The sequence below is a fragment of the Roseateles cavernae genome, assembly GCF_040187885.1.
GTDB classification, from domain to species: domain Bacteria; phylum Pseudomonadota; class Gammaproteobacteria; order Burkholderiales; family Burkholderiaceae_C; genus Roseateles_E; species Roseateles_E cavernae.
The window spans coordinates 617372-639434 of sequence record NZ_JBDPLH010000002.1 but is presented as its reverse complement, the minus strand read 5'-3'; the positions used below and the strand labels follow the sequence as shown (position 1 = coordinate 639434).

Sequence of the window (22063 nt, the reverse complement as noted above, 5' to 3'; positions counted from 1 at the left end):
GGGCAGTGTTGGCTTACTTGCCGCTGGGCACCTTGCCCTCGACGCCCTTGATATAGAAGTTCACGCCCGACAGGAACTTGTCGTCGGCGACCTCGCCGTCCTTGAGCACCGGCTTGCCGTCTTGGCCGGTGATCGGGCCTTTCCAGATCGAGAAGGAGCCGTCCTTCAGGCCGGCACGTATCGTGTCGATCTGGGCCTTGACCTCGGCCGGCACGACCTCGTTGATCGAGACCATATCGATCGCGCCTTCCTTGACGCCCCACCAGGCATGCTTGCCGGCGCCGGCCGTCCACTTGCCGTCCAGCGCCTCGCGCACCGAGGCGATGTAGTAAGGCGCCCAGTTGATGATGGCCGAGCCCAGGTGGGCCTTGGGGCCGTAGGCCGTCATGTCCGAATCCCAGCCGAAGGCGTATTTGCCGTTCTTCTCGGCGGTCTGCAGCACGGCCGACGAGTCGGTGTTCTGCATCAGCACATCGGCGCCGCCGTTGATCAGGCTTTGCGCGGCCTCGGTTTCCTTGGGCGGGTTGAACCACTCGTTGACCCAGACCACCTTGACCTTGATCTTCGGATTGGTGCTCTGCGCGCCCAGCGTGAAGCTGTTGATATTGCGGATCACCTCGGGAATCGGGATAGAGCCGACCACACCCAGCGTGTTGCTCTTGGTCATCTTGCCGGCGATCACGCCGGCCATATAGGCGCCCTCGTAGGTGCGCGAGTCGTAGCTGCGCAGGTTCTCGGCCTGCTTGTAGCCGGTGGCGTGCTCGAACTTGACGTCTTTGGCATCGGGCGCGACCTTCATCATCGGCTCCATATAGCCGAAGGTGGTGCCGAAGATCAGCTTGTTGCCCTGCCCCACCATATCGCGGAAGACCCGCTCGGCATCGGCCGACTCGGGCACCTTCTCGACATAGCTGGTGACGATCTTGTCGCCGAATTCCTTCTCGACCGCCTTGCGGCCGTTGTCATGCGCAAAGGTCCAGCCGCCATCGCCGACCGGGCCGACATAGGCGAAGGCGATCTTTAGCGGCTCGGGCTTGGCCGGGGCGGCGGCCGAGGCCGGAGCCGAGGCGGCATCGGCGGCCGGCGCGGCCTCCTCCTTCTTGCCGCAGCCGACCAGGGCGGCGGTGGCGGCCAGCGAGGACCAGCCGGCCAGTTTCAGCAGATCGCGTTTGCTCTTCTTGATGCTCATTGCACTCTCCACAGTTGCATTGTTTCGGTCAGGAACCCGGAAAAAACGGCTTGCCCAGCGAGGCCGGCATATTGGCACGGATGAAGCTCGCGTTGCTGGAGATCAGCACCAGCACCGCGATGGTGGACAGATAGGGCAGCATCGACAGGAACTGGCTGGCGATCTGCACGCCCTGGCCCTGCAGATGGAACTGCAGCATCGTGACAAAGCCGAACAGATAAGCGCCGAGCAAGACGCGTGCCGGGCGCCAGGTCGCGAAGGTCGTCAGCGCCAGCGCGATCCAGCCCTTGCCGGCCATCATGCCTTCGACCCACAGCGGGGTGTAGATCACCGAGACATAGGCGCCGGCCAGCCCGCACAGCGCGCCGCCGCTCATCACCGCAGCCAGCCGGATGCGCCGCACCGGATAGCCCAGCGCATGGGCCGACTCGGGCGACTCGCCGACCGCGCGCAGCACCAGGCCCGCGCGCGAGCGGTAGAGGAACCAGGCCAGCAACACCGTCAGCGCGATCGCCAGATAGACGACGGGATGCTGGCGGAACAGCGCCGGGCCCAGCAGCGGGATATCGCCCAGCCAGGGCAGCGCAAAGCGCGGCCGCTCCAGCAGTTTCTCCTGCACATAGCCGATGCCGACAAAGGCCGAGAAACCGCTGCCGAACAGGCTCAGCGCCAGGCCGGCCGCGTACTGGTTGGTGTTGAGCCAGATCACCAGCACGCCGAAGGCACCTGCCATCAGCGCCCCTGCCCCCATGCCGGCCGCGAAGGCCAGCACATCGCTGCCGGTGTGGACCGCGGTGGCGAAGCCGGCGATGGCCGCCACCAGCATCATGCCCTCGGCGCCGAGGTTGACGATGCCGGCCCGCTCGTTGATCAAGAGGCCCAGCGCGGCGATGGCCAGCAAGGTGCCGGCGTTCATCGCGGCAGCGACCAGCAGTGCATAGCTTTCCATCGTCAGGCCTTCAGACGCCAGCGCAGGCGGTAGTGGATCAAGGTGTCGCAGGCCAGCAGCGTGAACAGCAGCAAGCCCTGGAACACGCCGGTGATCGACTTGGGCAGGCCCATGCGCGACTGCGCCAGCTCGCCGCCGATATAGAACATGCTCATCAGAATGCCCGAGAACACGATGCCCACCGGATGCAGGCGGCCGACAAAGGCCACGATGATGGCGGCGAAGCCATAGCCGGCCGGCACATAAGGCGTCAGCTGGCCCAGCGGCCCGGCCGCCTCCAGCGCCCCGGCCAGCCCGGCCATGCCGCCCGACAGCAGCAAAGCCGTCCACAGCGCACGACGCGAGGAGAAGCCGGCATAGCGCGCGGCGGCCGGCGCCAGCCCGCCGACCTGCAGCGCAAAGCCGGCATAGCTGCGGAACAAGAACAGCCAGAAGGCCAGCACCGCGCCCAGCGCGATCAGCACGCCGATATGGATGCGCAGCCCGTCGACGAGGCGCGGGATCTTGGTCGACGCCAGGAAGCTGATGGTCTGCGGGAAGTTATAGCCCTGCGGGTCCTTCCAGGGGCCGTAGACCAGATAACCCAGCAGCAGATCGGCCACATAGACCAGCATCAGGCTGACCAGGATCTCGCTGGCGTTGAAGCGGTCGCGCAAGAGCGCGGTGATGCCGGCCCAGGCCATGCCGCCGGCCATGCCGGCCAAGAGGATCAGCAGGACGATGCTGCGGCCGGTGTCGGGTGTTGCCTGCATCGCGACCCAACCGCCGGCCAGCGCGCCGACGATGAACTGGCCCTCGGCGCCGATATTCCAGACGTTGGAGCGAAAGCACACCGCCAGGCCCAGCGCGATCAGGATCAGCGGCGTGGCCTTGATGCCCAGCTCGCTCCAGGCATAGGCGCTCTTGACCGGCTCCCAGAAGAACATCTGCAGGCCGCGCAGCGGATCCTTGCCCAGCAGCACAAACAACCCGAGGCCCAGCACCACGGTGATGGCCAGCGCCAGCAGCGGCGAGGCGACCGACATCCACTTCGACGGCTGCGGTCGGCTCTCAAGCTTGAGCATGGCCACCCTCCGTCGTCCACAAGCCGCTCATCCACTCTCCAATCTTCTCCACCGTGGCCTCGGCCACCGGCACGGCCGGCGACAAACGCCCCTTGGCCATCACGAGCAGCCGGTCGCTGATCTCGAACAGCTCGTCCAGTTCCTCGCTGACCACCAGCAGCGCACAGCCGGCATCACGCAGCTTCAGGAGCTCGCCACGGATCTGCGCCGCCGCCCCGACGTCCACACCCCAGGTCGGCTGCGCGACGATCAGCACGCGGGGCTTGGCCGCGATCTCGCGCCCGACCAGGAACTTCTGCAAATTGCCGCCCGACAGGCTTTTGGCCGCCGCGTCCGGGCCGCCGGCGCGGACGTTGAAGCGCGCGATCAGCTCGGCCGCCATCTGCCGCACCTGGCCCTGGGCGATCCAGCCGCCGGCCTTGACGGCCTCGGTGCGTGTCAGCAAGGTGTTCTGCGCTAGCGACAGGGTCGGCACCGCGCCGCGGCCCAGCCGCTCCTCGGGCACGAAGTGCAGCCCCAGCTTGCGGCGCTGGCGCGCGCTGGCGCGGGCGATGTCCTGGCCGAACAGCCGCAGCGAGCCCGGCGCGGCGCGCGGATCCTCGCCCGACAGCGCCGCCATCAGCTCCTGCTGGCCATTGCCCGAGACGCCGGCAATGCCGACGATCTCGCCGGCGTGCAGCTGCAGCGCCAGGTCTTCCAGGCTGGTGCCGAAGGGCGAGGCCTTGGCCAGGCTCAGGCCCTGGAGCTCCAGCGCCAGCTCGCCGACCGGCCGTGCCTGATGGTTGAGCCTGGGCGGCTCGGCGCCGATCATCAGGCGCGAGAGCTGGTCATTGCTCTGCGTGCGCGGGTCCACCTCGCCGGTGACCTTGCCCGCCCGCAGCACCGTGCAGTGATGGCACAGCGCGCGGATCTCGTCGAGCTTGTGGCTGATGTAGAGGATGGAGCAGCCCTTGTCGGCCAGCTGGCGCAGCGTGACGAACAAGGTGGCGACCGCCTGCGGCGTCAGCACCGAGGTCGGCTCGTCAAGAATCAGCAATTGGGGGTTGGTCAGCAGCGCCCGCACGATCTCGACGCGCTGGCGTTCGCCGACCGACAGGCTGTGCACCGGCCGCGCCGGGTCGACCGCCAGCCCGTAGGTGGCGGCGACCTGCTCGATGCGGGCCGTCACCTCGGCCAGCGACTGGGCCTTGTCCAGGCCCAGCCAGACGTTCTCGGCCGCGGTCAGCGTGTCGAACAGCGAGAAGTGCTGGTAGACCATGCTGATGCCCAGCGCCCGCGCCTGGGCCGGGCTCTTGATCGTGACCAGCTGGCCGTTCCAGCGGATCTGACCCTCGTCGGGCTGGACCGCGCCGTAGATGATCTTCATCAGCGTGGACTTGCCGGCCCCGTTCTCGCCCAGCACCGCATGGATCTGGCCGGGCGCGACGGCCAGGCCGACGCCGTCATTGGCCTTGACGGCCGGGTACTGCTTGCTGATGCCCGTGAGTTCGAGGCGCAGGGTCATGGCGCAATGTCGTCGCTGCGTTGGTAACGGGGCCGGCCGGCCACATAGCTGGCCACCAGATTGCGTTCGTCCGACAAGCTCATCCAGGCGAACACCCGCTCGTGCAAGCCCTGGACCCGCTCGTCGCGCGCCCGGGCCACCGGCCCGCAGGCCCAGTCCCAGACGCAAAGGTCGGCCAGTGTACCGAGGCCGAAGTGGCCGATCTCCTGCTGCAAACCCAGGCCCTCGGCCGCACCCAGGGTGGCCGCATGCAGGGCCGCCCAGGCCGTCAGGCGCTGGCCGGCCATGGCCTGGACCTTGTAGCCGTCCAGCAGATTGCGCTGCATCGACAGGCTGGTGCCACCGCCGACATCGCTGGCCGCGCTGACCGCGAAACCGGCCTCGCGCGCCGCCACCCAGTCGAACAGCCCGCTGCCCAGGAACAGATTCGACGAGGGGCAGAAGGCCACCTGGGCGCCGCTGTCGGCCAGCACCTGGCGGTCGGCCGCATCAAGCCAGATGCCATGGGCCAGCACCGCCTTCGGATGCAGCAGGCCCTCACGGGCATAGACATCCAGATAGCTGCGCGCGTCGGGGAAGAGCTGGCTCACCCATTCGACCTCGCTGCGGTTCTCGGCCACATGGGTCTGCATATAGAGCGAGGCATCGGCGCGGCACAGCGCGCCGGCCATGGCCAGCTGCTCGGGCGTGCTGGTCGGCGCGAAGCGCACCGTCACCGCATAAGCGAGACGCTCGCGGCCATGGAAGCGCTGGATCAGATCGATGCAGTCGCGCTCGGCGCCCGCCACATCGTCGCGCAGCGCCTCGGGCGCATGGCGGTCCATCAGCACCTTGCCGGTGATCAGGCGCATGCCGCGCTGCTCGGCCTCCTCGAACAAGGCCTCGGCCGAGACCTTGTGCACGGTCGGGAATACGACGGCCGAGGTCGTGCCATGGGCCAGCAGCGCATCGAGAAAACGCGCCGCGCCGCGCCGGGCCACGGCCGGGTCGGCATAGCGGCATTCGGCCGGGAAGGTATAGGTGTTCAGCCAGTCCAGCAGCTCGGTGCCATAGGAGGCGATCACATCGAGCTGCGGGCAGTGCACATGGGTGTCGATGAAGCCGGGCAGGATCAGCCGGCCGGCATGGTCCAGCCGGGTCCAGCTGGCGTCGGGTTCCTCGGGCTGGCAGCCGGCGATGCGGCCGTTCTCGATCAAGAGCCAATGGTCGGGCCGGTAGCGCACGGCCGGGCTGTCCAGCTCGGCCCAGCCGGGCAGCGCGGTGAAGTCCAGCAGATCGCCGCGCAGGGCCAGTTTTTCGGGTGTCGGATTCATGGATTCGTCATTGTCTCAGGCACGGACTTTCGCGGAGGCGGGCGCTTCGCTGACCAGGCCGCGCGCGACCTCGCGCACCTGCTCGCGCAGCCAGCGCAGCGCCGCGCTGCCATGGCTGAGCTCGTGCCAGAGCTGGTAATAGGCCATCGCCGGAAAAACCACCGGGCAGCGCACGATGCGCACCGGCAGCCGGTCCAGATAACGGGAACAGAAGAGCCGGCCGGTGGTCAGCACCAAGAGGCTGCGCGCCACCATCTCGGGCAGCTGACCGAAGTGCGCGCTGCGCACCGCGATCTGGCGGCTCAGGCCCTGGCTGGCCAGATGCTGGTCGATCACGCCCGGCTGGCCGGGGCTCAAGGGCATGGGCGCCAGATGCTGACAGGCCAGGTAGCGCTCGATGGTCCAGCTGCGCGCCTTGGCCAGCGGGTGATCGGCCGCCATCAGGCAGACCACCTCGTCGCTGAGCAGGCGGCCCAGGTGCAGCTCCTCGGGCGGCTGCAGCCAGTTGCCTATCACCAGATCGACCTCGCCCCGGGCCAGGCTGGCGCGGTAGTCGTACTCGGCGGACAAGGGCTGCAGATCCAGCTGCACACCCGGCGCGGCGCGCTGCAGCTGGGCCACCAGGGCCGGCAAAAAGAAGGGGTCCAGATAGTCGCTGGCGGCGATCCGGTAGCACAGCGTGGCAGTGGACGGGTCGAAGCCGCTGCCGCGCTCTGCACGCTCGCGCTGGCCGAACAGCATATCCGCCTCGCGCAGCAGGCGCTCGGCCGGCGCCAGCAGTTCCAGCGCGGCGGCGGTGGGCGTCATGCCGGCGCCGCTGCGCACCAGCAACGCGTCGCCGGTGAGCTCGCGCAGCCGCCGCAGCTGGGCGCTGACGGCGGGTTGACTGCTGTTCAGGCGCATCGCGGCCCGGGAAACACTGCGCTCGGCAATCACGGTGTGCAGAACCCGCACGAGTTGAAGCTCGATCTTGTCGAAATCTCCCCACCGCGTCATACGATATCCCTTATGCCCACCATGCCCATGATCGTATATGCAAGCCGTGCAGAAGGATTAAGGTGCGAAATTGTCCACAAGAGCGCGCCATGAACAGCAGCAGCACCCATCGTCCGATCCGCTTTTTCCACCAGGGCGAGATCAAGAACGTCGCCGGCCTGGCCCCGACCACCACGGTGCTGCAATACCTGCGCGAGCATGCCGCCGGCTGCAGCGGCACGAAGGAAGGCTGCGCCGAGGGCGATTGCGGCGCCTGCACGGTGCTGGTCGGCGAGCTGCGCAAGGACGGCAGGGTGGCGCTGCGCAATGTCAACGCCTGCACCCAGTTCCTGCCCACGCTGGACGGCCAGGCCCTGATCACGGTCGAAGACCTCGGCTCGGCGGAGGCCCTGAACCCGGTGCAGCAGGCGATGGTGGACTGCCACGGCTCGCAATGCGGCTTTTGCACACCCGGCTTCGTGATCAGCATGCAAAGTATTTACGAGCGCCACTGCGAAGCCGGCACCCGGCCGAGCCGCCAACAGCTGGCCGATGATCTGGCCGGCAATCTGTGCCGCTGCACCGGCTACCGGCCCATCCTGGACGCCAGCCAGCGCATGTTCGAGGCGCCGCCGCAGCGCCTGGACCTGGCGCCGGCGGCCCGGGCCCTGGCCGAGCTGCAGGCCGATGCGCCGCTGCACTACGCCGCCCCCAACCCGGCCTTTGCCGGCCGAGAGGACTGTTTCCACGCGCCGCGCAGCCTGGCCGCCTTCGCCGCGCTGCGGGAAGCCAGGCCCGAGGCCCGCGTGCTGGCCGGGGCCACCGACATCGGCCTGTGGGTCAACAAGCAGTTCCGCGATGTCGGCGAGCTGATCTATATCGGCGCCGTCGACGAGCTGCGCGAGATCCGCCGCGAAGACTTTGCCGGAGCGCCCGGCCTCTGGATCGGCGCCGCCGCCTCGCTGGAACAAGCCTGGGCCGCGCTGACCGAGGCCGCCCCGCCGCTGCGCGAGCTGTGGTTGCGCTTCGCCTCGCCGCCGGTGCGCCATGCCGGCACGCTGGGCGGCAATATCGCCAATGGCTCGCCAATCGGAGACGGTGCGCCGGCGCTGATCGCGCTGGGGGCCGACATCGTGCTGCGCAAGGGCACGGCACAGCGCCGCATGCCGCTGCAGGACTTCTATCTGGACTATATGAAGAACGCGCTGCTCAGCGGCGAGTTCGTCGAGGCCCTGCATCTGCCGCTGCCGGACCTGCAGCAAGCCCGGTTGCGCGCCTACAAGATCTCCAAGCGCTATGACAGCGATATCTCGGCCGTCTGCGCGGTGTTGAACCTGAGGCTGGATGCGGCAGGCCTTGTCAGCGAGGCACGCTTCGTCTTCGGCGGCATGGCCGCCATCGTCAGGCGCGCCGCCGGCGCCGAGGCCGCCGTGCTGGGCCAGCCCTGGAGCGAGGCCACGATGGCCGCTGCAGCGCTCGCGCTGAGCCAGGACTTCAAGCCGATGAGCGATCTGCGCGCCAGCGCCGCCTACCGCATGAAGGTGGCGCAGAATCTGCTGAAACGCTTCTGGCTGGAAACGCGCGAGCAGGCCCCGCTGGCCGCCTCGGCGACAAGCGTCTGGCGCGCCATCAGCCTGGAAGGGAGTGCCGCATGAACAAGCCTCTCGATCTGCCCATCGCCACGGTCTTGCCCCAGGTAGGGGTCAGCCGCAGCCACGAATCCGCCCATCTGCATGTCAGCGGCGAGGCCACTTATGTCGACGACATCGCCGAGGCCCAGGGCACCTTGCATGCCGCGCTGGGCCTGTCGCCGCTGGCGCACGGCCGGCTGCTGGCCATCGATATCGCGCTGATCCAGCGCCAGCCCGGCGTCGTCGCGGTGCTGACCGCCGCCGACTTCCCCGGCGAGAACAACTGCGGCCCGCTGCTGCACGACGACCCCATCCTGGCCGCTGACACGCTCGCCTATCTGGGCCAGCCGGTGTTCGCGGTGATCGCCACCGATCGCGAGCTGGCACGCCGCGCCGCAGCCCTGGCCAAGACCGCGATCCAGGCCGAGCCGCTGCCGGCCCTGCTGACCGCCCGCGAAGCCCATGCCGCCGGCCAGTACGTGATCCCGCCCATGCACCTGACGCGCGGCGAACCGGCTCAGGCGCTGGCGGCCGCGCCGCACCGGCTGGCCGGCGAGTGGGCCGTCGGCGGCCAGGAACAGTTCTATCTGGAGGGCCAGATCTCCTATGCGCTGCCGCAGGAGGACCGGGGCCTGCTGGTGCACTGCTCGACCCAGCACCCGTCGGAGATGCAGCAGCTGCTGGCCCATTGCTTAAGCTGGAGCGCCCACCAGGTGCAGGTGCAATGCCGGCGCATGGGGGGCGGATTCGGCGGCAAGGAATCGCAGTCGGCGGTGTTCGCCTGCGTTGCCGCGCTGGCCGCGACCCGGCTGAAGCGCCCGGTCAAGCTGCGCGTGGACCGCGACGACGACTTCATGATCACCGGCCGGCGCCACGGTTTCGACTACCGCTGGCAGGTCGGCTACGACGACGAGGGCCACATCCTCGCCGCCGAGATCGAGCTGATCTCGAACTGCGGCCACTCGGCCGACCTGTCGGCCCCGGTGATGGCCCGCGCGCTGTGCCATTTCGACAATGCCTACTGGCTGCCCCATGTGGCGATGCACGGTTATTGCGCCAGGACCAACACGCAGAGCAACACGGCCTTCCGCGGCTTCGGCGGCCCTCAGGGCGCGCTGGCCATCGAGATGATTCTGGACTCGGTGGCGCGCCGCCTCGGTCTGGACCCGCTCGTGGTGCGCCAGCGCAATTTCTACCGTGATGGGCAAGACCTGACCCCTTACGGCCAGCGGGTCGAGGACAACATCATCCAGCCGCTGACCGACAGACTGATCGCGACCAGCGACTACCACGCCCGCCGCGCCGAGATCACCGCCTTCAATGCGCAGAGTCCGGTGCTGAAGAAGGGCCTGGCGCTGACCCCGGTCAAGTTCGGCATCTCCTTCAACGTCGTGCACCTGAACCAGGCCGGCGCCCTGGTCCACATCTATACCGATGGCTCGGTGCTGGTCAACCATGGCGGTACCGAGATGGGCCAAGGGCTCAACACCAAGGTGGCCCAGGTGGTGGCCCATGAGCTGGGCCTGAGCCTGGCGCGGGTGCGCGCCAGCGCCACCGACACGCAGAAGATCGCCAACACCTCGGCCACCGCCGCCTCCACCGGCAGCGATCTGAACGGCAAGGCCGCCCAAGACGCCGCGCGCAAGATCAAGACCCGGCTGGCCACGCTGGCCGCCAAGCTGCTGGACTGCGACGAGACCGAGTTGCGCTTTGGCGGCGACCAGGTGCGTGCCGGCCATGGCCGCCGCATCGCCTTCACCGAGCTGGTGTCCAAGGCCTATCTGGAGCGGGTGCAGCTGTGGAGCGACGGCTTCTACACGACGCCCGGCCTGCACTGGGACCGGGTCAAACTGCAGGGCAAGCCCTTCTACTACTACGCCTACGGTGCTGCGGTGTCCGAGGTGCTGGTGGACACCTTGACCGGCGAGAGCCGGGTCTTGCGCACCGATGTGCTGCACGATGTCGGCCAGTCGCTGAACCCGGCGCTGGACATCGGCCAGGTCGAGGGTGCCTTCGTGCAGGGCATGGGCTGGCTGACCACCGAGGAGCTGGTCTGGCATCCGCAGACCGGCGCCCTGCTGACGCACGCGCCCAGCACCTACAAGATCCCGACCGCCAACGACATGCCGGCGGATTTCCGCGTCGCGCTGTTCGACGCACCGAACCGCGAGGACAGCATCCACCGCAGCAAGGCGGTCGGCGAGCCGCCGCTGCTCTTGCCCTTCTCGGTGCTGCTGGCGATCAAGGACGCGGTTGCGGCCTGCGGACCGGCGCGCTGCGACCCGCTGCTGCGCGCGCCGGCCACGGCCGAGGCGGTGCTGGACGCGGTGCAGGCCTTGGCCGCCCCCGCGTCAGCGGGCGGCTGACTTCGGCGCACGCCTCTGCTGGGTCGCGGCGTCCAGCGCGCCCGCCGCCACGATCCCCAGGATGCGGCGGAACTTGGGGCAGTCCATATGGCTGGGCTGAGGGCAGACGGCGGCATGCCGCAGGCCGTCGCGCATCGCGCTGAGCCGGCGTATCGTCCGGTCCAGCTCATCCGCCTTGTCCGCCAGCATCAGCCGGTCGATGCGCGCCTGCCCGTCCGGCGCGAACATCTGCGCAATCTGGTCCAGCGAGAAACCCGCGGCGCGGCCCAGGGCGATCAGCGCCAGCCGCTCCAGCACGCCGGGGTCGAAGAGGCGGCGCAGGCCCTGCCTGCCGATCGAGCTGATCAGCCCCTTCTCGTCATAGAAGCGCAAGGTCGAGGCAGGAACGCCGGACCGCCGTGACACCTCGCTGATATCCATGCCTTACCCCCTTGACTTCAAGTCGACTTGAAGTAGCACAGTCTAGCTTCCGCCCCCGGTGGGCACGCAAGCAAGGGCAAGATCATGAGCAGCGCACACCATGCCGAGCAGGCACAACTCTGGAACGGGCCGGCAGGCCATGCCTGGGTCGATATGCAGGCCTCGCTCGACCGGCTGTTCCGGCCCTTGGAGGACCTCTTGGTTGATGCCGTCGTCACCGCCAGCCCGGGCGGCCGGGTGCTCGATGTCGGCTGCGGCACCGGCGCGACCACGCTCGCGATCGCACGTCTGCACGGCGCTCAGCGGCGCTGCACCGGGCTCGACATCTCGGCGCCGATGATCGCCGCCGCCCGGACGCGCGCCGAGCGGGAAGACATCGCCCCGCCCCACTTCATCTGCGCGAATGCCCAGACCCACGCCTTCGAGCCCGACAGCTTCGACATGATTGTTTCTCGCCTGGGCGTGATGTTCTTCGATGATCCCGTCCGCGCCTTTGCCAATCTGCGCCACGCCGCGCGAGACGGCGCCCAGCTGCGCTTCATCGCCTGGCGCAGCGCGGCGGAGAACCCCTTCATGACCACCGCCGAGCGCGCGGCGGCGCCGCTGCTGCCCCATCTGCCCGCCCGCCAGCCGGGCGCGCCCGGGCAGTTCGCGTTCGCCGACCGGCAGCGGGTCCAGGCATTGCTGGAAGCAAGCGGCTGGGACGGGATCGACATCCGGCCGATCGATGTGGCCTGCGTCCTGCCCGAGCAGGACCTGCTCGCCTACCTGAGCCGCCTCGGCCCCGTCGGGCTGGCCCTGCAGACGGCGGACGAAGCAACGCGCGCCGACGTCATCGCCACAGTCAGAGCCGCTTTCGAAGCCTTTGTGCACGGCGACGAGGTCCGCCTGACGGCGGCCTGCTGGATGGTCGGCGCACGGGCACCGGCCGCGCCGGGAAAGGCCGCCGACCATGACTGAGACCGCCAACTACCTGGCCGGCGCGGTGCTGATCGGAGTCGGCGCGACGCTCGTGATGGACCTCTGGGCCTTCGTCCGGCAGCGGCTGTTCGGCATGGCTGCGCTGGACTATGCGCTGGTCGGCCGCTGGCTCATCTATATGAAGCGCGGGCGTTTTCGTCACCGCCCCATCGCCGCCTCGGCCCCCGTCAAGGGCGAGCGCGCCATCGGCTGGAGCGCCCACTATCTGATCGGCATCGCCTTCGCGGCCCTGCTGCTGGCGATCTGGGGGCCGGCCTGGGCTCGCCAGCCGACGCTGGGTCCGGCCTTGATCGTCGGCCTCGGCAGCGTGGCCGCGCCCTTCCTGCTGATGCAGCCGGGCATGGGCGCCGGCATTGCCGCCAGCCTCACGCCACGGCCCGCCGTTGCCCGCCTCCACAGCCTGCTGACGCACGGCATCTTCGGTCTCGGGCTGTATGCGGCCGGATGGCTGGCCCGCGGGTGCGGTCTGTTCCAGTAGCGCTCGCCCCGTATCATGGCCCGGCCGAGAAGGGTCTGCCATGCCGAAGCACAACGCTCTTGCCTACCTGCTGGCCGCGATCGCGCTGTTGCTGGCGCCGCTGCTGCTGCAGCAACTGGGCAGCGGGCCGGTACGCATCGTTGACCAGGCCCTGCTCTATGTGCTGCTGGCCCTGGGCATGAATATCGTCGTCGGCTATGCCGGGCTGCTGGATCTGGGCTATGTGGCTTTCTACGCGGTGGGCGCCTATGTCTTCGCGCTGCTGGCCTCGCCCCATCTGGTCGAGCAGTTCGCCGCCGTCCGGGCGCTGTTCCCTGCCGGCCTGCACGGGCCGTGGTGGTTGCTGATAGCGCTGGGGGCAGGTCTTGCCGGCCTGGTCGGCGTGCTGCTGGGCGCGCCGACACTGCGGCTGCACGGCGACTACCTGGCCATCGTCACGCTGGCCTTCGGCGAGATCATCCGCCTCTTCATCGTCAATATGCGGCAGCCGCTCAACCTGACCAATGGCGCGCACGGCATCAGCCAGATCGACGACATCCACTTCTTCGGCCTCGACCTGGGCGAGCCGCTGGAGCTGATGGGCCTGGTGCTGCCGCCGGTGACGCTGTACTACTACCTGTTCCTGACGCTGGTGATCATCGGCATCGTGATCTGCCACCGGCTCGAGCACTCGCGCATCGGTCGGGCCTGGAGGGCGATCCGCGAGGACGAGACAGCCGCCAAGGCCATGGGCATAGACACGCGCCGCCTGAAGCTGATGGCCTTCGGCATGGGCGCCGCTTTCGGCGGCGTGGCCGGGACCCTGTTCGCGGCCTTCCAGGGCTATGTCTCGCCCGAGTCCTTCAGCATGCAGGAGTCGGTGCTGATCGTCGCGATGGTGGTGATAGGCGGCAGCGGCCATGTCCCCGGCGTGATCCTCGGCGCCCTGCTGCTGTCGGCCCTGCCCGAGGTGCTGCGCTATGTGGTCGGCCCCTTGCAGGCCATGACCGACGGACGGCTGGACGCCCCCATCCTGCGCCAGCTGATGGTGGCGCTGGCCATGATCGCCACGATGCTGCTGCGCCCCCGCGGCCTCTGGGCCGCACACGAGCACGGCAGCGAGGCCTCGGCACCCCAGCCGACCGCGCCCATCGCCAGGCCGCTGACTAGCTCGGGCCGCTGACCCGGGCATGGATCGCGGCGGACTCGTCAGCGCCTCTGCATCAGCGCCAGCAGCTGCGAGACCTGCTCCCGCCGCCCCTTGTCCACATGCACGCCGATGACGACGACCCGGAAACGCCCCGGCAGCTCCATCGCGTCGTAGATCTGCTGGGCCAGCGCCTCAGCGGCACGTTGGCTCAGACCGGGCCGGCATTGCAGCCACAAGCTGTGGTGCGCCCGGGCCGGCTGGACCGGGATGTCCTGGCTGCCCAGCCAGGCGGCCTGCACATCGCGCTCGCGCAACAACTGACCCCGCAGCTCGCGCAGCACCGCCTCGTCCAGCTGCACCGGCAGCGGCCGCTCCCAGCAGGGCGTGTTGGCGAACTGCTCCCAGGACTGCCGCTCCTGCGCCTCGGCCAGGGCCAACCGGTCGCGCCAGCGCTGGCGCAGGTCGAAGGGCTGGGGCCATCCCGCGCCGGCACAGGCGTCCAGCCACTGGCGGGCCAGCGTGGCGGCGCGCCAGGCCTGTTGCGGATGCTGCTGATAGAGCTGATCGAGCCAGACGCCGACACGCTCGTCGTTACTGCCCAGCGACGCATGGTGTCGACACAGGCGCAGCAGCACCTGCTCGTGCTGCGGTGCCAGCAGCAGCGCGCGCTCCAGCACCGGGCTGGGGTCGCGCTCGCTCAGCGCTTGCATCGCCTCGGCCCAGCGCAGCAGCTCTTCGACGCCCAGCGCATCGCCGACTGTGCTGCGGGCCTGGAAGACCTTGATATCGGCGTGCAGCGTGCGCAGGCGTTCGCCGTGGCGGCCCCAGTCCTGCCGCGCGGTCTGCCACCACTGCGCGTCGAGTGCCGCGCCGATGCGCTCGCGGGCCGAGCCCAGCAGGCTCAGCGCGCTGCGCGGCGAGAGCTCGCCGAGGCCGACCGGCTGCCCCAGCGCCGCCAGCCGGTCCTTCAGCACCGGATGGGTGTCGTCCGGATCGGCCACCTGGCGCAGCTCCTGGCGCAGCGCCTGTTGCGCGCGCTCGGGCTGGACCACATGCAGCAGGGCATTGGCCATCTGTGCATGCGGTGCGGGCTGCTGGCTGCCGCTCAGACGCGCCAGCCGCCACCAGATGCGCCAGAAGTCCTCGGCATAGATACGGCTCTTGGCCGCCACCTCCTGCAGGGTCTGGCCGGCCAGCTCGGCACCGAACAGGCGGGCCGAGACGCGGTCGGCCTCGTACTCGTCCTGCCGCGCCAGCGCAAAGCTCAGCGCATTGAAGCGCGGGAAATACCAGCGCACGAAACCGGCCAGCGCCAGGCTGAGGACCGAGTCCTGTTCGCTGTAGCGCTCGCTGAGCCCGGCCCAGGCACGCCGGCTGCGGTAGATCCAGGCCGAGAGCTTGCCGTGCTCGCCGCGCAGATGGCCGTACTCGTGCGCGACCACCGCATACAGGCGCTTGGGCTCCAGCGCCGCCAGCATCGGCCAGCCGAGGATCAGGTAGTTGCGGTGCGCCAGGCCCAGCCAGAGCGGCTGCTGGACGATGGCGGCATTGAAATCAGCGCTGATGATGACCGCATGCAGGGCCGGCCCCTTGACCTTGCTGCGTATGCGGTCGAGGCCGGCAAACAGCTCGGGCGCATCCTCGCGCTCGACGCGCTCGCCCTCGGGCTCGCTGAAAGGCACGCGCATGCCGGTCAGCGTGGCCCACAGCAGGCCCAGGCAGGCCAGCGCCGGCCAGATCATCCAGCCGCGCGCCTGGCCCTGCAGCGCCCGCAGCGCGATCCAGGCCAGGCCGGCCACGGCCAGCAAGGCCAGCACAAACACCGCCAGATAGCCCAGCACGGCGAACCAGAGCACGCGGCGCCGGTAGGCCTCGGGCGCGTCCTGGCTGGCCTGCTCGTGGGTGCGCATCAGATGCACATAGTCCGAGTAATCCATGGCCTCGTCGTTCTCCCTCACTGATCGCGGCATTGTGCCGGCTGCACAATCAAAGCCATGATGCCCAAGCCCAAGCTCCGTCCATTTTTGGCACTTTGCTGCTGCGCCGCACTGGCGGCCTGCGCCGGCACACCGGCCCAGCAAGACCTGGCCCTGCCGACCATCATCACGGTCGACGCCTGGGGTGGCAGCGCCACCGCCGAGCCACCCCGGCCCCCGCAGCGCATCACCCACATCACGCTGCACCACCAGGGCGAGAGCTGGGCCGAGGGCAAGGATGTGGCCGCCTATCTGCGCCGGCTGCAGCAATGGTCGCGCCTGAGCAAGCGCTGGGTCGACATCCCCTACCACTATGTGATCGCGCCCGATGGCCGCATCTACGCGGCCCGCGATCCCGGCACGGCCGGCGACACCAATACCGAGTACGACCCGCGCGGCCATGCGCTGGTGATGCTGCTGGGCAATTTCGAGGAGGTCGAGCCCAGCGCGGCACAGCTGCGCGCCACCGCCGAGCTGATGGCCGCGCTGGCGCAGCGCCACGGCCTGTCGGCCGAGCAGATCGCCTCGCACAAGGACTACAGCGCGCAAACCCTCTGCCCGGGCCGCCATCTCTACCGCCATCTGCAGAACGGCTGGCTGCAGGGCGCCGTGACAGCCCGGCTGGCCGGCCGGCCCCTGCCCGAACCCGTCCCCTGAATCGGGCGTATCCCCCGGGTGGCGGCGGCGCCGGAAGCGCAATATAGTGAGATGTCGCCAGGATGACGGCTTACCGCACGGATTCCGCCTGCATGCTCATGTCACCCGCCACCGCACTCGCCAGGCCACTGAACCAGTGTCCCTATTGCGATCATGTGAGCCCGGCGAATTCCAAGTTCTGCAATGAATGCGGTGCGGCCCTGCATCTGAAGCCCTGCCAGCACTGCGGTGCGGTCAACGACGTGACCCTGACCAGCGTCTGCGCCCGCTGCAACGGCGCGCTCAACGAGGGCACGGCCGTCGCGCTGGTGGAAGCCGCCCCGGCTCAGCCGCAGATACCGACCGGGATGCCGATGACCGCGGTCGACTCGCTGCCCTGGCAGGAGGCACGCCCCGCGCTCGCGGCCAGCACATCGCCGTCGCTGCGCCTGCTGCTGGTCGCCGCGCTGGCCCTGGGCGGCCTGGGCCTGTATGCCTTCCAGCACAAGCCGGCGCCGCCCAGCCCATCGGCCGTCTCACCCGCACCGGCGCCAGCTGCCGTCGAGGCGAAGGCCGAGCTCACGACGCCGGCCATCGCCGCAGCGCCGGCGGCCGTGCCGGACCGCAGCGTCGAGCCCGCAGAGACGGAGGCCAGTGCGGCCGCAGTCACGGCCGCTATCACGGCAACCGTAGCGGCCGATCCGCCCGCGCTGGGCCGGCCCGCTGCCGCGACCAGACCCGCTGCCAGGCCTCCGCGAACCAGCCCGGCCCAGCGATCGGACGTCGAGCCACCGCCGCCCAATATCGGCCCCTGTACCGATGCCGTGGCCGCACTCGGCCTGTGCACCCCCGCTCCACGGAGACCCTGATATGCGATCCACCGTCTGGCGCTGCCTCGCGCTCACCCTTCTGGGCATCAGCAGTGCCATGACGGCGGCGGCACAGGCCCGCTACAAGATCGTCACCGCCTCCGACAAGGGTACCTACTACGCGATCGGCAAGGATCTGGCCAAGTTCGTCGCGCCCGATGCGGATATTGATCTGGAGGTGCTGGCCACCTCGGGCTCGGCCGCCAACGTCAAGCTGATGCGCTACGAGCCCGGGGTCAAGCTGGCCGTCGTGCAGGCCGATGTCTACCAGGCCTTCATCGACCGTGCCGACACCGGCAATAGCGAGGCCGCCGCCATCATCCGGCCGCTGCGCGTGATCCTGCCGCTGTACAACACCGAGATCCACTACATCGTGCGCGCCGACTCGCCGCTGAACTATCTGCACGAGATCAAGGACGCCAGGATCAACGGCGGCCTGGTCGGCTCCGGTGCGGCGCTGATCACGCACACGCTGTACCGCATGATGTTCGGCGGCCCGATGCCGGAGGCGCAGGCCGGCTATCTGTCCAACGAGGAAGCCCTGGTCAAGCTGATCGGCGACAAATCCGTCGACGTGGTCGTGGTGGCCGCCGGCCAGCCCGCGCCGCTGGTCGCGAACATGAAGCCCGAGGCGCAGAAGTTCATCAAGCTCCTGAAGTTCGACCCCGCCCATCCCAGCAGCAAGTCGCCGCTGACGGTCTATGCGCCGGCCACGGTGCGTGCCAGCAGCTACCCCAACCTGCTGAGCGAGGACTTCACGACGATCTCGGTGGGCGCCTTCCTCGTCACCTACGACTACAACACCCGCGGCACGCGCGACCACTTCAGCAAGCTGGGCCGCTCGATCTGCCAGAACTTCGAGCGCCTGCAGTCCGAGGGGCACCCGAAATGGCGCGAGGTCAGCCTGACCCTGCCCGAGCTGGGCAATGGCTGGAGCTATTACACGCCCATCACCCGCGAGCTGCGCAATTGCACGGCCAAACCGGCCAAGCCCAAGTGCTCGGCCGAGGAGCGCATCCTGGGACTGTGCCGCTGAGCTCGCTCAGTCCGCCGCCAGCTGCCGCAGCGCGGCCGGTGCCAGCAGGCTCACCGCATAGCCCTGCACCTCGATCAGGCCCTTGAGCTTGAGCTGGCGCATCATGCGCGACAGCGTCTCCGGCGTGATCGCCAGCTGGGCGGCGATATCGCGCTTGCGCTCGCCCAGCTGCAGCAGGGTCTCGCCATCGGCACGCTGCAGCAGCCAGGCCGCCAGGCGTTTCTCGGCATCCTTGTGCATCAGGTCATGGGCGGTGCCGGTCAGGCTTTGCACCGTGCGGGACAGCCCCACCATCAGGCGGTCCAGCATCAAGGCCTCGCGGCTCAGCAAGGTCCGCATCGCGGCCAGCGGCAGCGCCAGCACCTGCGCCTCGCCCTGGGCGCGCGCGTCCTGGGCAAAGCCCTGAGCAAGCCAGGCGCTGCTCAGGTCCAGCCAGGCCGGGCCCCGCACCGTGCGCTCCAGATGGAAGGGCTGGTCATGGCGGGCCTGCCCCAGCCCGACGGCACCGCGGAGCACGGCCAGCAGATGCAGCGCCGGCTGCTCGCGCTGCATCACCGGCGCGCCGGCGCTCAGGCTGCGCAGCTCCACCATCTGGTTCAGCGCGTGCAGCTCCGCCCCGTTCAGCGGCGGGCCGCCCAGCAGGGCTTGCCAGTCGCTGCCGGCAACGGGTGCGCAGGCCCGACCCGGCGCGATGGCCAAGGAGTCGATGCCGGATCTCGAGGCTTGGGGGCTGTCCACGGTGTCTGAGGCTCGGTCGGGGGATGATGGCTGCAATGTGGCCCAGACCGGTGCCGGCGTCCTTGCGCTTTGTCAAAGCCAGGCCAGGCGACAATCCGCCCCATGCGCATCGCACCCCAGCCCGGCAGCAGCTACCAGCAACCCTTCGAGCTGCTGGCGGCTTGTCATGAGCGGGTCGAGCGCAGCCTGAGCCTGCTGACGCGCCTGTGCGAGCACCTGACCACGGCCGGGCCGGATGCGGTGGCCCGGGACGCGGCCCGCGATGTGCTGCGCTATTTCGATATCGCCGCGCCGCTGCACCATCAGGACGAGGAGCTGCATGTCTTCCCGGCGTTGGCCAGCGATGCTGTGCTGGCACCGGTCTGCCGGCGGCTGCTGGCCCAGCACCGCGAGATCGAGGCCCAATGGCAGCCGCTGCGCGCGCTGCTGCAGGCCCTCGACCCGGCCGAGCTGGCCGCGCTGAGGCGGGCGGCCGAGGCCTTTGCGCGGCTGCACGACGAGCATCTGCGCAGCGAGAACGAGCTGGTCTTCCCGGCCGCCCGGGCGCTGTTGGGCGAGGCGCAAGCTCAGGCGATGGGTATCGAGATGGCCGCGCGGCGCGGCCTCACACTCACAGAATGAGCAGGGCCCGGAAGTCGTTCACATTGGTGAAGGTCGGCCCCGGCGAGACCAGATCGCCCAGCGGCGCGAAGAAGCCGTAGGCGTTGTTGGCATCGAGCTCGCGCTGCGCGCTCAGGCCCAGCGCAGCGGCGCGGTCCAGCGTGGTCGGCGTGACGAGGGCACCGGCGTTGTCCTCGATGCCGTCGATGCCGTCGGTATCGGCGGCCAGCAGATGCACACCCGGCTCGCCCTGCAGCGCGATCGCGGCGCCGAGCAGGAATTCACTGGCCCGCCCTCCCCGACCACCCTTGGCCTTCACCGTCACCGTGGTCTCGCCGCCGGACAGGATCACGCAGGGCTTCTTGAACGGCGCATCGCGCCGCGCCACCGCCCGTGCCAGCGCCGCATGCATCTTGCCGATCTCGCGCGACTCGCCCTCGATCTCGTCGCTGAGGATGTGGGCGTCCAGGCCCAGCGCGCGGGCGGCTTCGGCGGCGGCCTCCAGGCTTTGCTGCGGCGTGGCCAGCAGGGTCAGCCGGTGGCCTTCGAAGCGGGCGTCGCCGGGCTTGGGCGTCTCGAATTCGCCCGACTCCAGCCCGGCCAGCGCGGCCGGCGGCAGGGTGATGCCGTAACGCCGGCAGATCGCCAGCGCGTCGGCGCAGCTGGTGGCATCGGGCACCGTGGGCCCGGAGGCGATCACTGCCGGGTCGTCGCCGGGCACATCGCTGATGGTCAGGGTCAGGACTTGCGCCGGCGCGCAGGCGGCGCCCAAGCGCCCACCCTTGATGGCCGACAGATGCTTGCGCACGCAGTTCATCTCGCCGATGGCCGCCCCACTCTTGAGCAAGGCGCGGTTGATGGCCTGCTTGTCCTCCAGGCTCAGCCCCGGCGCCGGCAGGCTCAGCAGGGCCGAGCCGCCGCCGGAGATCAGGCAGATCACCAGATCGTCCGGGCCCAGGCCTTGGGTCAGCGCCAGCATGCGCGCGGCGGCCTCGCGGCCGGCCGCATCGGGCACCGGGTGGGCGGCCTCGACCAGCTCCAGCCGCTCGGGCCGGTAGCCGGGCGGCGTGTGGTCGTAGCGGGTGATCACCAGACCCGACAGCGGGGCCTGGCGCGGCCAGGCCGCTTCGAGCGCCTGGGCCATCGCGCCACCGGCCTTGCCGGCGCCCAGCACCAGGGTTCTGCCCTTGGGCGGCGGCGGCAGCTGCGCCGCCAGCACCTGGCCGGGCAGCGCGCGCGCCACCGCGACATCGTAGAGATGGCGCAGCAGCGCCCGCGGGTCGGTCAGCAGCAGATCAGCAGAGCTCATGCGTCGATTATGCGGACCCGCCCAACTCATGCTTGGCCAGCAGCTCCAGCGCCCGCACCAGGGCCGAGTGGTCCAGCTGCTCATCGCCCTGGGCCGCGCAGGCCTGCATCAGCTGGGCCGCGTTGGCGGTGCCGGGCAGCGCCATCTTCAGCGCCTTGGCACTCTGCAGCGCCAGGTTCAGGTCCTTCTGGTGCAGCGCAATGCGAAAGCCCGGATTGAAGGTGCGCTTGATCATGCGCTCGCCATGCACTTCGAGGATGCGGCTGGAGGCGAAACCGCCCATCAGCGCCTCGCGCACCTTGGCCGGGTCGGCGCCGGCCTTGGAGGCGAACACCAGGGCCTCGCTGACCGCCGCGATATTCAGCGCGACGATGATCTGGTTGGCCACCTTGCAGGTCTGGCCCGCACCGGCGCCGCCGACCAGCGTGATGTTCTTGCCCATCAGCTCGAACAGCGGGCGGATGCGGTCGAACACGGCCTGCTGGCCGCCGACCATGATGGTCAGCGTGCCGGCCTTGGCGCCGACCTCGCCGCCGGAGACCGGCGCGTCCAGCCAGGCGCTGCCGGCCGCCTCGATGCGGGCCGCGAAGTCCTTGGTCGCGATCGGGGCGATCGAGCTCATGTCGACGACGGTCTTGCCGGCGCTCAATCCCTCGGCCACGCCGCCGGCGCCGAACAGCACCCGCTCGACATCGGGGGTGTCGGGCAGCATCGTGAAGATGATGTCGGCCGCACGGGCCACCTCGGCCGCGCTGGCGCAGACGGTGGCACCGGTCGCCTTGACCTCCTCGCGCAGCTGGCTGCGGGTATGGACGAAGAGCTGATGGCCGCCGGCCGCCAGCCGCAGCGCCATCGGCGCGCCCATGATGCCCAGGCCGATGAAACCGATCTTGCTCATGA

Annotated in this window: 20 protein-coding genes; 9 read left to right on the top strand and 11 right to left on the bottom strand. The window is 69.6% G+C overall.

The genetic code is table 11. The annotated features are described in order from the left end of the window. Positions 1 to 13: 13 nt before the first annotated feature. The 6 genes from ABGI63_RS09855 to ABGI63_RS09830 are packed head-to-tail and all read right to left on the bottom strand — an operon-like array spanning position 14 to position 7015. Positions 14 to 1189: a BMP family ABC transporter substrate-binding protein gene (locus ABGI63_RS09855; protein WP_349742253.1), complete on the bottom strand. Its 1176-nt coding sequence runs from the start codon at positions 1187 to 1189 to the stop codon at positions 14 to 16. Between the two features lie 28 nt (positions 1190 to 1217). Next, entirely contained in the window at positions 1218 to 2138 is a 921-nt protein-coding gene (locus tag ABGI63_RS09850; RefSeq protein WP_262969874.1) for an ABC transporter permease, read from the bottom strand. A 2-nt stretch (positions 2139 to 2140) separates the two neighbouring features. Beyond that, positions 2141 to 3202 carry an ABC transporter permease gene (locus ABGI63_RS09845; protein ID WP_349742252.1) on the bottom strand — a complete coding sequence of 354 codons (1062 nt, stop codon included), beginning with the start codon at positions 3200 to 3202 and terminating at the stop codon, positions 2141 to 2143. Beyond that, positions 3189 to 4706 (bottom strand): ABC transporter ATP-binding protein, encoded by a 1518-nt coding sequence (locus ABGI63_RS09840; protein WP_349742251.1) that lies wholly within the window; start codon positions 4704 to 4706, stop codon positions 3189 to 3191. The genes ABGI63_RS09845 and ABGI63_RS09840 overlap by 14 nt, the downstream gene beginning before the upstream one ends. Further along, complete coding sequence (gene guaD, locus ABGI63_RS09835; RefSeq protein WP_349742250.1) at positions 4703 to 6019, bottom strand: guanine deaminase; 1317 nt, start codon at positions 6017 to 6019, stop codon at positions 4703 to 4705. The genes ABGI63_RS09840 and guaD overlap by 4 nt, the downstream gene beginning before the upstream one ends. Positions 6020 to 6034: 15 nt before the next feature. Beyond that, positions 6035 to 7015, bottom strand: coding sequence for a LysR family transcriptional regulator (locus tag ABGI63_RS09830; RefSeq protein WP_349742249.1), 981 nt, complete (start codon positions 7013 to 7015; stop codon positions 6035 to 6037). Positions 7016 to 7104: 89 nt separating this feature from the next. Here ABGI63_RS09830 and xdhA point away from each other — a divergent pair, with 89 nt between their 5' ends. Continuing rightward, entirely contained in the window at positions 7105 to 8649 is a 1545-nt protein-coding gene (gene xdhA / locus ABGI63_RS09825; protein WP_349742248.1) for a xanthine dehydrogenase small subunit, read from the top strand. Next, positions 8646 to 10991: a xanthine dehydrogenase molybdopterin binding subunit gene (gene xdhB, locus ABGI63_RS09820; protein WP_349742247.1), complete on the top strand. Its 2346-nt coding sequence runs from the start codon at positions 8646 to 8648 to the stop codon at positions 10989 to 10991. Before xdhA ends, xdhB begins: the two co-directional genes overlap by 4 nt. On the opposite strand, the gene ABGI63_RS09815 is transcribed toward xdhB, so the two are convergent. Beyond that, positions 10977 to 11411 carry a helix-turn-helix domain-containing protein gene (locus tag ABGI63_RS09815; protein WP_349742246.1) on the bottom strand — a complete coding sequence of 145 codons (435 nt, stop codon included), beginning with the start codon at positions 11409 to 11411 and terminating at the stop codon, positions 10977 to 10979. The two genes, xdhB and ABGI63_RS09815, sit on opposite strands and share 15 nt — an antisense overlap. A gap of 84 nt (positions 11412 to 11495) precedes the next feature. On the opposite strand from ABGI63_RS09815, the gene ABGI63_RS09810 reads away from it, so the two are divergent. The 3 genes from ABGI63_RS09810 to ABGI63_RS09800 are packed head-to-tail and all read left to right on the top strand — an operon-like array spanning position 11496 to position 14032. Further along, positions 11496 to 12371, top strand: coding sequence for a class I SAM-dependent methyltransferase (locus ABGI63_RS09810; RefSeq protein WP_349742245.1), 876 nt, complete (start codon positions 11496 to 11498; stop codon positions 12369 to 12371). Continuing rightward, a complete protein-coding gene (locus ABGI63_RS09805) occupies positions 12364 to 12870 on the top strand; it encodes a DUF2938 domain-containing protein (protein WP_349742244.1) in 507 nt (168 codons plus the stop codon). The genes ABGI63_RS09810 and ABGI63_RS09805 overlap by 8 nt, the downstream gene beginning before the upstream one ends. A 40-nt stretch (positions 12871 to 12910) precedes the next feature. Continuing rightward, the gene (locus ABGI63_RS09800; RefSeq protein WP_349742243.1) at positions 12911 to 14032 is read left to right on the top strand and encodes a branched-chain amino acid ABC transporter permease; all 1122 of its coding nucleotides are present in this window, start codon (positions 12911 to 12913) and stop codon (positions 14030 to 14032) included. A gap of 26 nt (positions 14033 to 14058) precedes the next feature. Here ABGI63_RS09800 and ABGI63_RS09795 read toward each other — a convergent pair whose 3' ends face one another. Then, complete coding sequence (locus ABGI63_RS09795) at positions 14059 to 15957, bottom strand: M48 family metalloprotease (RefSeq protein WP_349742242.1); 1899 nt, start codon at positions 15955 to 15957, stop codon at positions 14059 to 14061. A 36-nt stretch (positions 15958 to 15993) separates the two neighbouring features. Here ABGI63_RS09795 and ABGI63_RS09790 point away from each other — a divergent pair, with 36 nt between their 5' ends. From ABGI63_RS09790 to ABGI63_RS09780, 3 genes are all read left to right on the top strand, one after another. Beyond that, the gene (locus tag ABGI63_RS09790) at positions 15994 to 16632 is read left to right on the top strand and encodes a peptidoglycan recognition protein family protein (RefSeq protein WP_349742241.1); all 639 of its coding nucleotides are present in this window, start codon (positions 15994 to 15996) and stop codon (positions 16630 to 16632) included. 92 nt (positions 16633 to 16724) lie between these two features. Further along, the gene (locus ABGI63_RS09785; protein ID WP_349742240.1) at positions 16725 to 17480 is read left to right on the top strand and encodes a zinc ribbon domain-containing protein; all 756 of its coding nucleotides are present in this window, start codon (positions 16725 to 16727) and stop codon (positions 17478 to 17480) included. Position 17481: 1 nt separating this feature from the next. Further along, positions 17482 to 18516, top strand: a complete 1035-nt coding sequence (locus ABGI63_RS09780) for a TAXI family TRAP transporter solute-binding subunit (RefSeq protein WP_349742239.1) — start codon at positions 17482 to 17484, stop codon at positions 18514 to 18516. Positions 18517 to 18522: 6 nt separating this feature from the next. On the opposite strand, the gene ABGI63_RS09775 is transcribed toward ABGI63_RS09780, so the two are convergent. After that, positions 18523 to 19254 carry a Crp/Fnr family transcriptional regulator gene (locus ABGI63_RS09775; RefSeq protein ID WP_349742238.1) on the bottom strand — a complete coding sequence of 244 codons (732 nt, stop codon included), beginning with the start codon at positions 19252 to 19254 and terminating at the stop codon, positions 18523 to 18525. A gap of 102 nt (positions 19255 to 19356) precedes the next feature. On the opposite strand from ABGI63_RS09775, the gene ABGI63_RS09770 reads away from it, so the two are divergent. Continuing rightward, positions 19357 to 19875: a hemerythrin domain-containing protein gene (locus ABGI63_RS09770; protein ID WP_349742237.1), complete on the top strand. Its 519-nt coding sequence runs from the start codon at positions 19357 to 19359 to the stop codon at positions 19873 to 19875. Here ABGI63_RS09770 and ABGI63_RS09765 read toward each other — a convergent pair. Then, positions 19865 to 21163: a glycerate kinase type-2 family protein gene (locus tag ABGI63_RS09765; RefSeq protein ID WP_349742236.1), complete on the bottom strand. Its 1299-nt coding sequence runs from the start codon at positions 21161 to 21163 to the stop codon at positions 19865 to 19867. The two genes, ABGI63_RS09770 and ABGI63_RS09765, sit on opposite strands and share 11 nt — an antisense overlap. Positions 21164 to 21170: 7 nt before the next feature. Further along, positions 21171 to 22061: a 2-hydroxy-3-oxopropionate reductase gene (gene glxR, locus ABGI63_RS09760; protein WP_349742235.1), complete on the bottom strand. Its 891-nt coding sequence runs from the start codon at positions 22059 to 22061 to the stop codon at positions 21171 to 21173. Positions 22062 to 22063 lie beyond the last annotated feature (2 nt).

What these genes read in the sequence shown, in the direction of transcription:
- ABGI63_RS09815 (WP_349742246.1), bottom strand. Translation starts at nt 11,411, where the DNA reads ATGGATATCAGCGAGGTGTCACGGCGGTCCGGCGTTCCTGCCTCGACC.
- ABGI63_RS09805 (WP_349742244.1), top strand. Translation starts at nt 12,364, where the DNA reads ATGACTGAGACCGCCAACTACCTGGCCGGCGCGGTGCTGATCGGAGTC.
- ABGI63_RS09765 (WP_349742236.1), bottom strand. Translation starts at nt 21,163, where the DNA reads ATGAGCTCTGCTGATCTGCTGCTGACCGACCCGCGGGCGCTGCTGCGC.
- glxR (WP_349742235.1), bottom strand. Translation starts at nt 22,061, where the DNA reads ATGAGCAAGATCGGTTTCATCGGCCTGGGCATCATGGGCGCGCCGATG.
- ABGI63_RS09780 (WP_349742239.1), top strand. Translation starts at nt 17,482, where the DNA reads ATGCGATCCACCGTCTGGCGCTGCCTCGCGCTCACCCTTCTGGGCATC.
- ABGI63_RS09840 (WP_349742251.1), bottom strand. Translation starts at nt 4,706, where the DNA reads ATGACCCTGCGCCTCGAACTCACGGGCATCAGCAAGCAGTACCCGGCC.
- ABGI63_RS09785 (WP_349742240.1), top strand. Translation starts at nt 16,725, where the DNA reads ATGCTCATGTCACCCGCCACCGCACTCGCCAGGCCACTGAACCAGTGT.
- ABGI63_RS09855 (WP_349742253.1), bottom strand. Translation starts at nt 1,189, where the DNA reads ATGAGCATCAAGAAGAGCAAACGCGATCTGCTGAAACTGGCCGGCTGG.
- ABGI63_RS09845 (WP_349742252.1), bottom strand. Translation starts at nt 3,202, where the DNA reads ATGCTCAAGCTTGAGAGCCGACCGCAGCCGTCGAAGTGGATGTCGGTC.
- ABGI63_RS09850 (WP_262969874.1), bottom strand. Translation starts at nt 2,138, where the DNA reads ATGGAAAGCTATGCACTGCTGGTCGCTGCCGCGATGAACGCCGGCACC.
- xdhA (WP_349742248.1), top strand. Translation starts at nt 7,105, where the DNA reads ATGAACAGCAGCAGCACCCATCGTCCGATCCGCTTTTTCCACCAGGGC.
- ABGI63_RS09770 (WP_349742237.1), top strand. Translation starts at nt 19,357, where the DNA reads ATGCGCATCGCACCCCAGCCCGGCAGCAGCTACCAGCAACCCTTCGAG.
- guaD (WP_349742250.1), bottom strand. Translation starts at nt 6,019, where the DNA reads ATGAATCCGACACCCGAAAAACTGGCCCTGCGCGGCGATCTGCTGGAC.
- xdhB (WP_349742247.1), top strand. Translation starts at nt 8,646, where the DNA reads ATGAACAAGCCTCTCGATCTGCCCATCGCCACGGTCTTGCCCCAGGTA.
- ABGI63_RS09790 (WP_349742241.1), top strand. Translation starts at nt 15,994, where the DNA reads ATGATGCCCAAGCCCAAGCTCCGTCCATTTTTGGCACTTTGCTGCTGC.
- ABGI63_RS09810 (WP_349742245.1), top strand. Translation starts at nt 11,496, where the DNA reads ATGAGCAGCGCACACCATGCCGAGCAGGCACAACTCTGGAACGGGCCG.
- ABGI63_RS09830 (WP_349742249.1), bottom strand. Translation starts at nt 7,015, where the DNA reads ATGACGCGGTGGGGAGATTTCGACAAGATCGAGCTTCAACTCGTGCGG.
- ABGI63_RS09800 (WP_349742243.1), top strand. Translation starts at nt 12,911, where the DNA reads ATGCCGAAGCACAACGCTCTTGCCTACCTGCTGGCCGCGATCGCGCTG.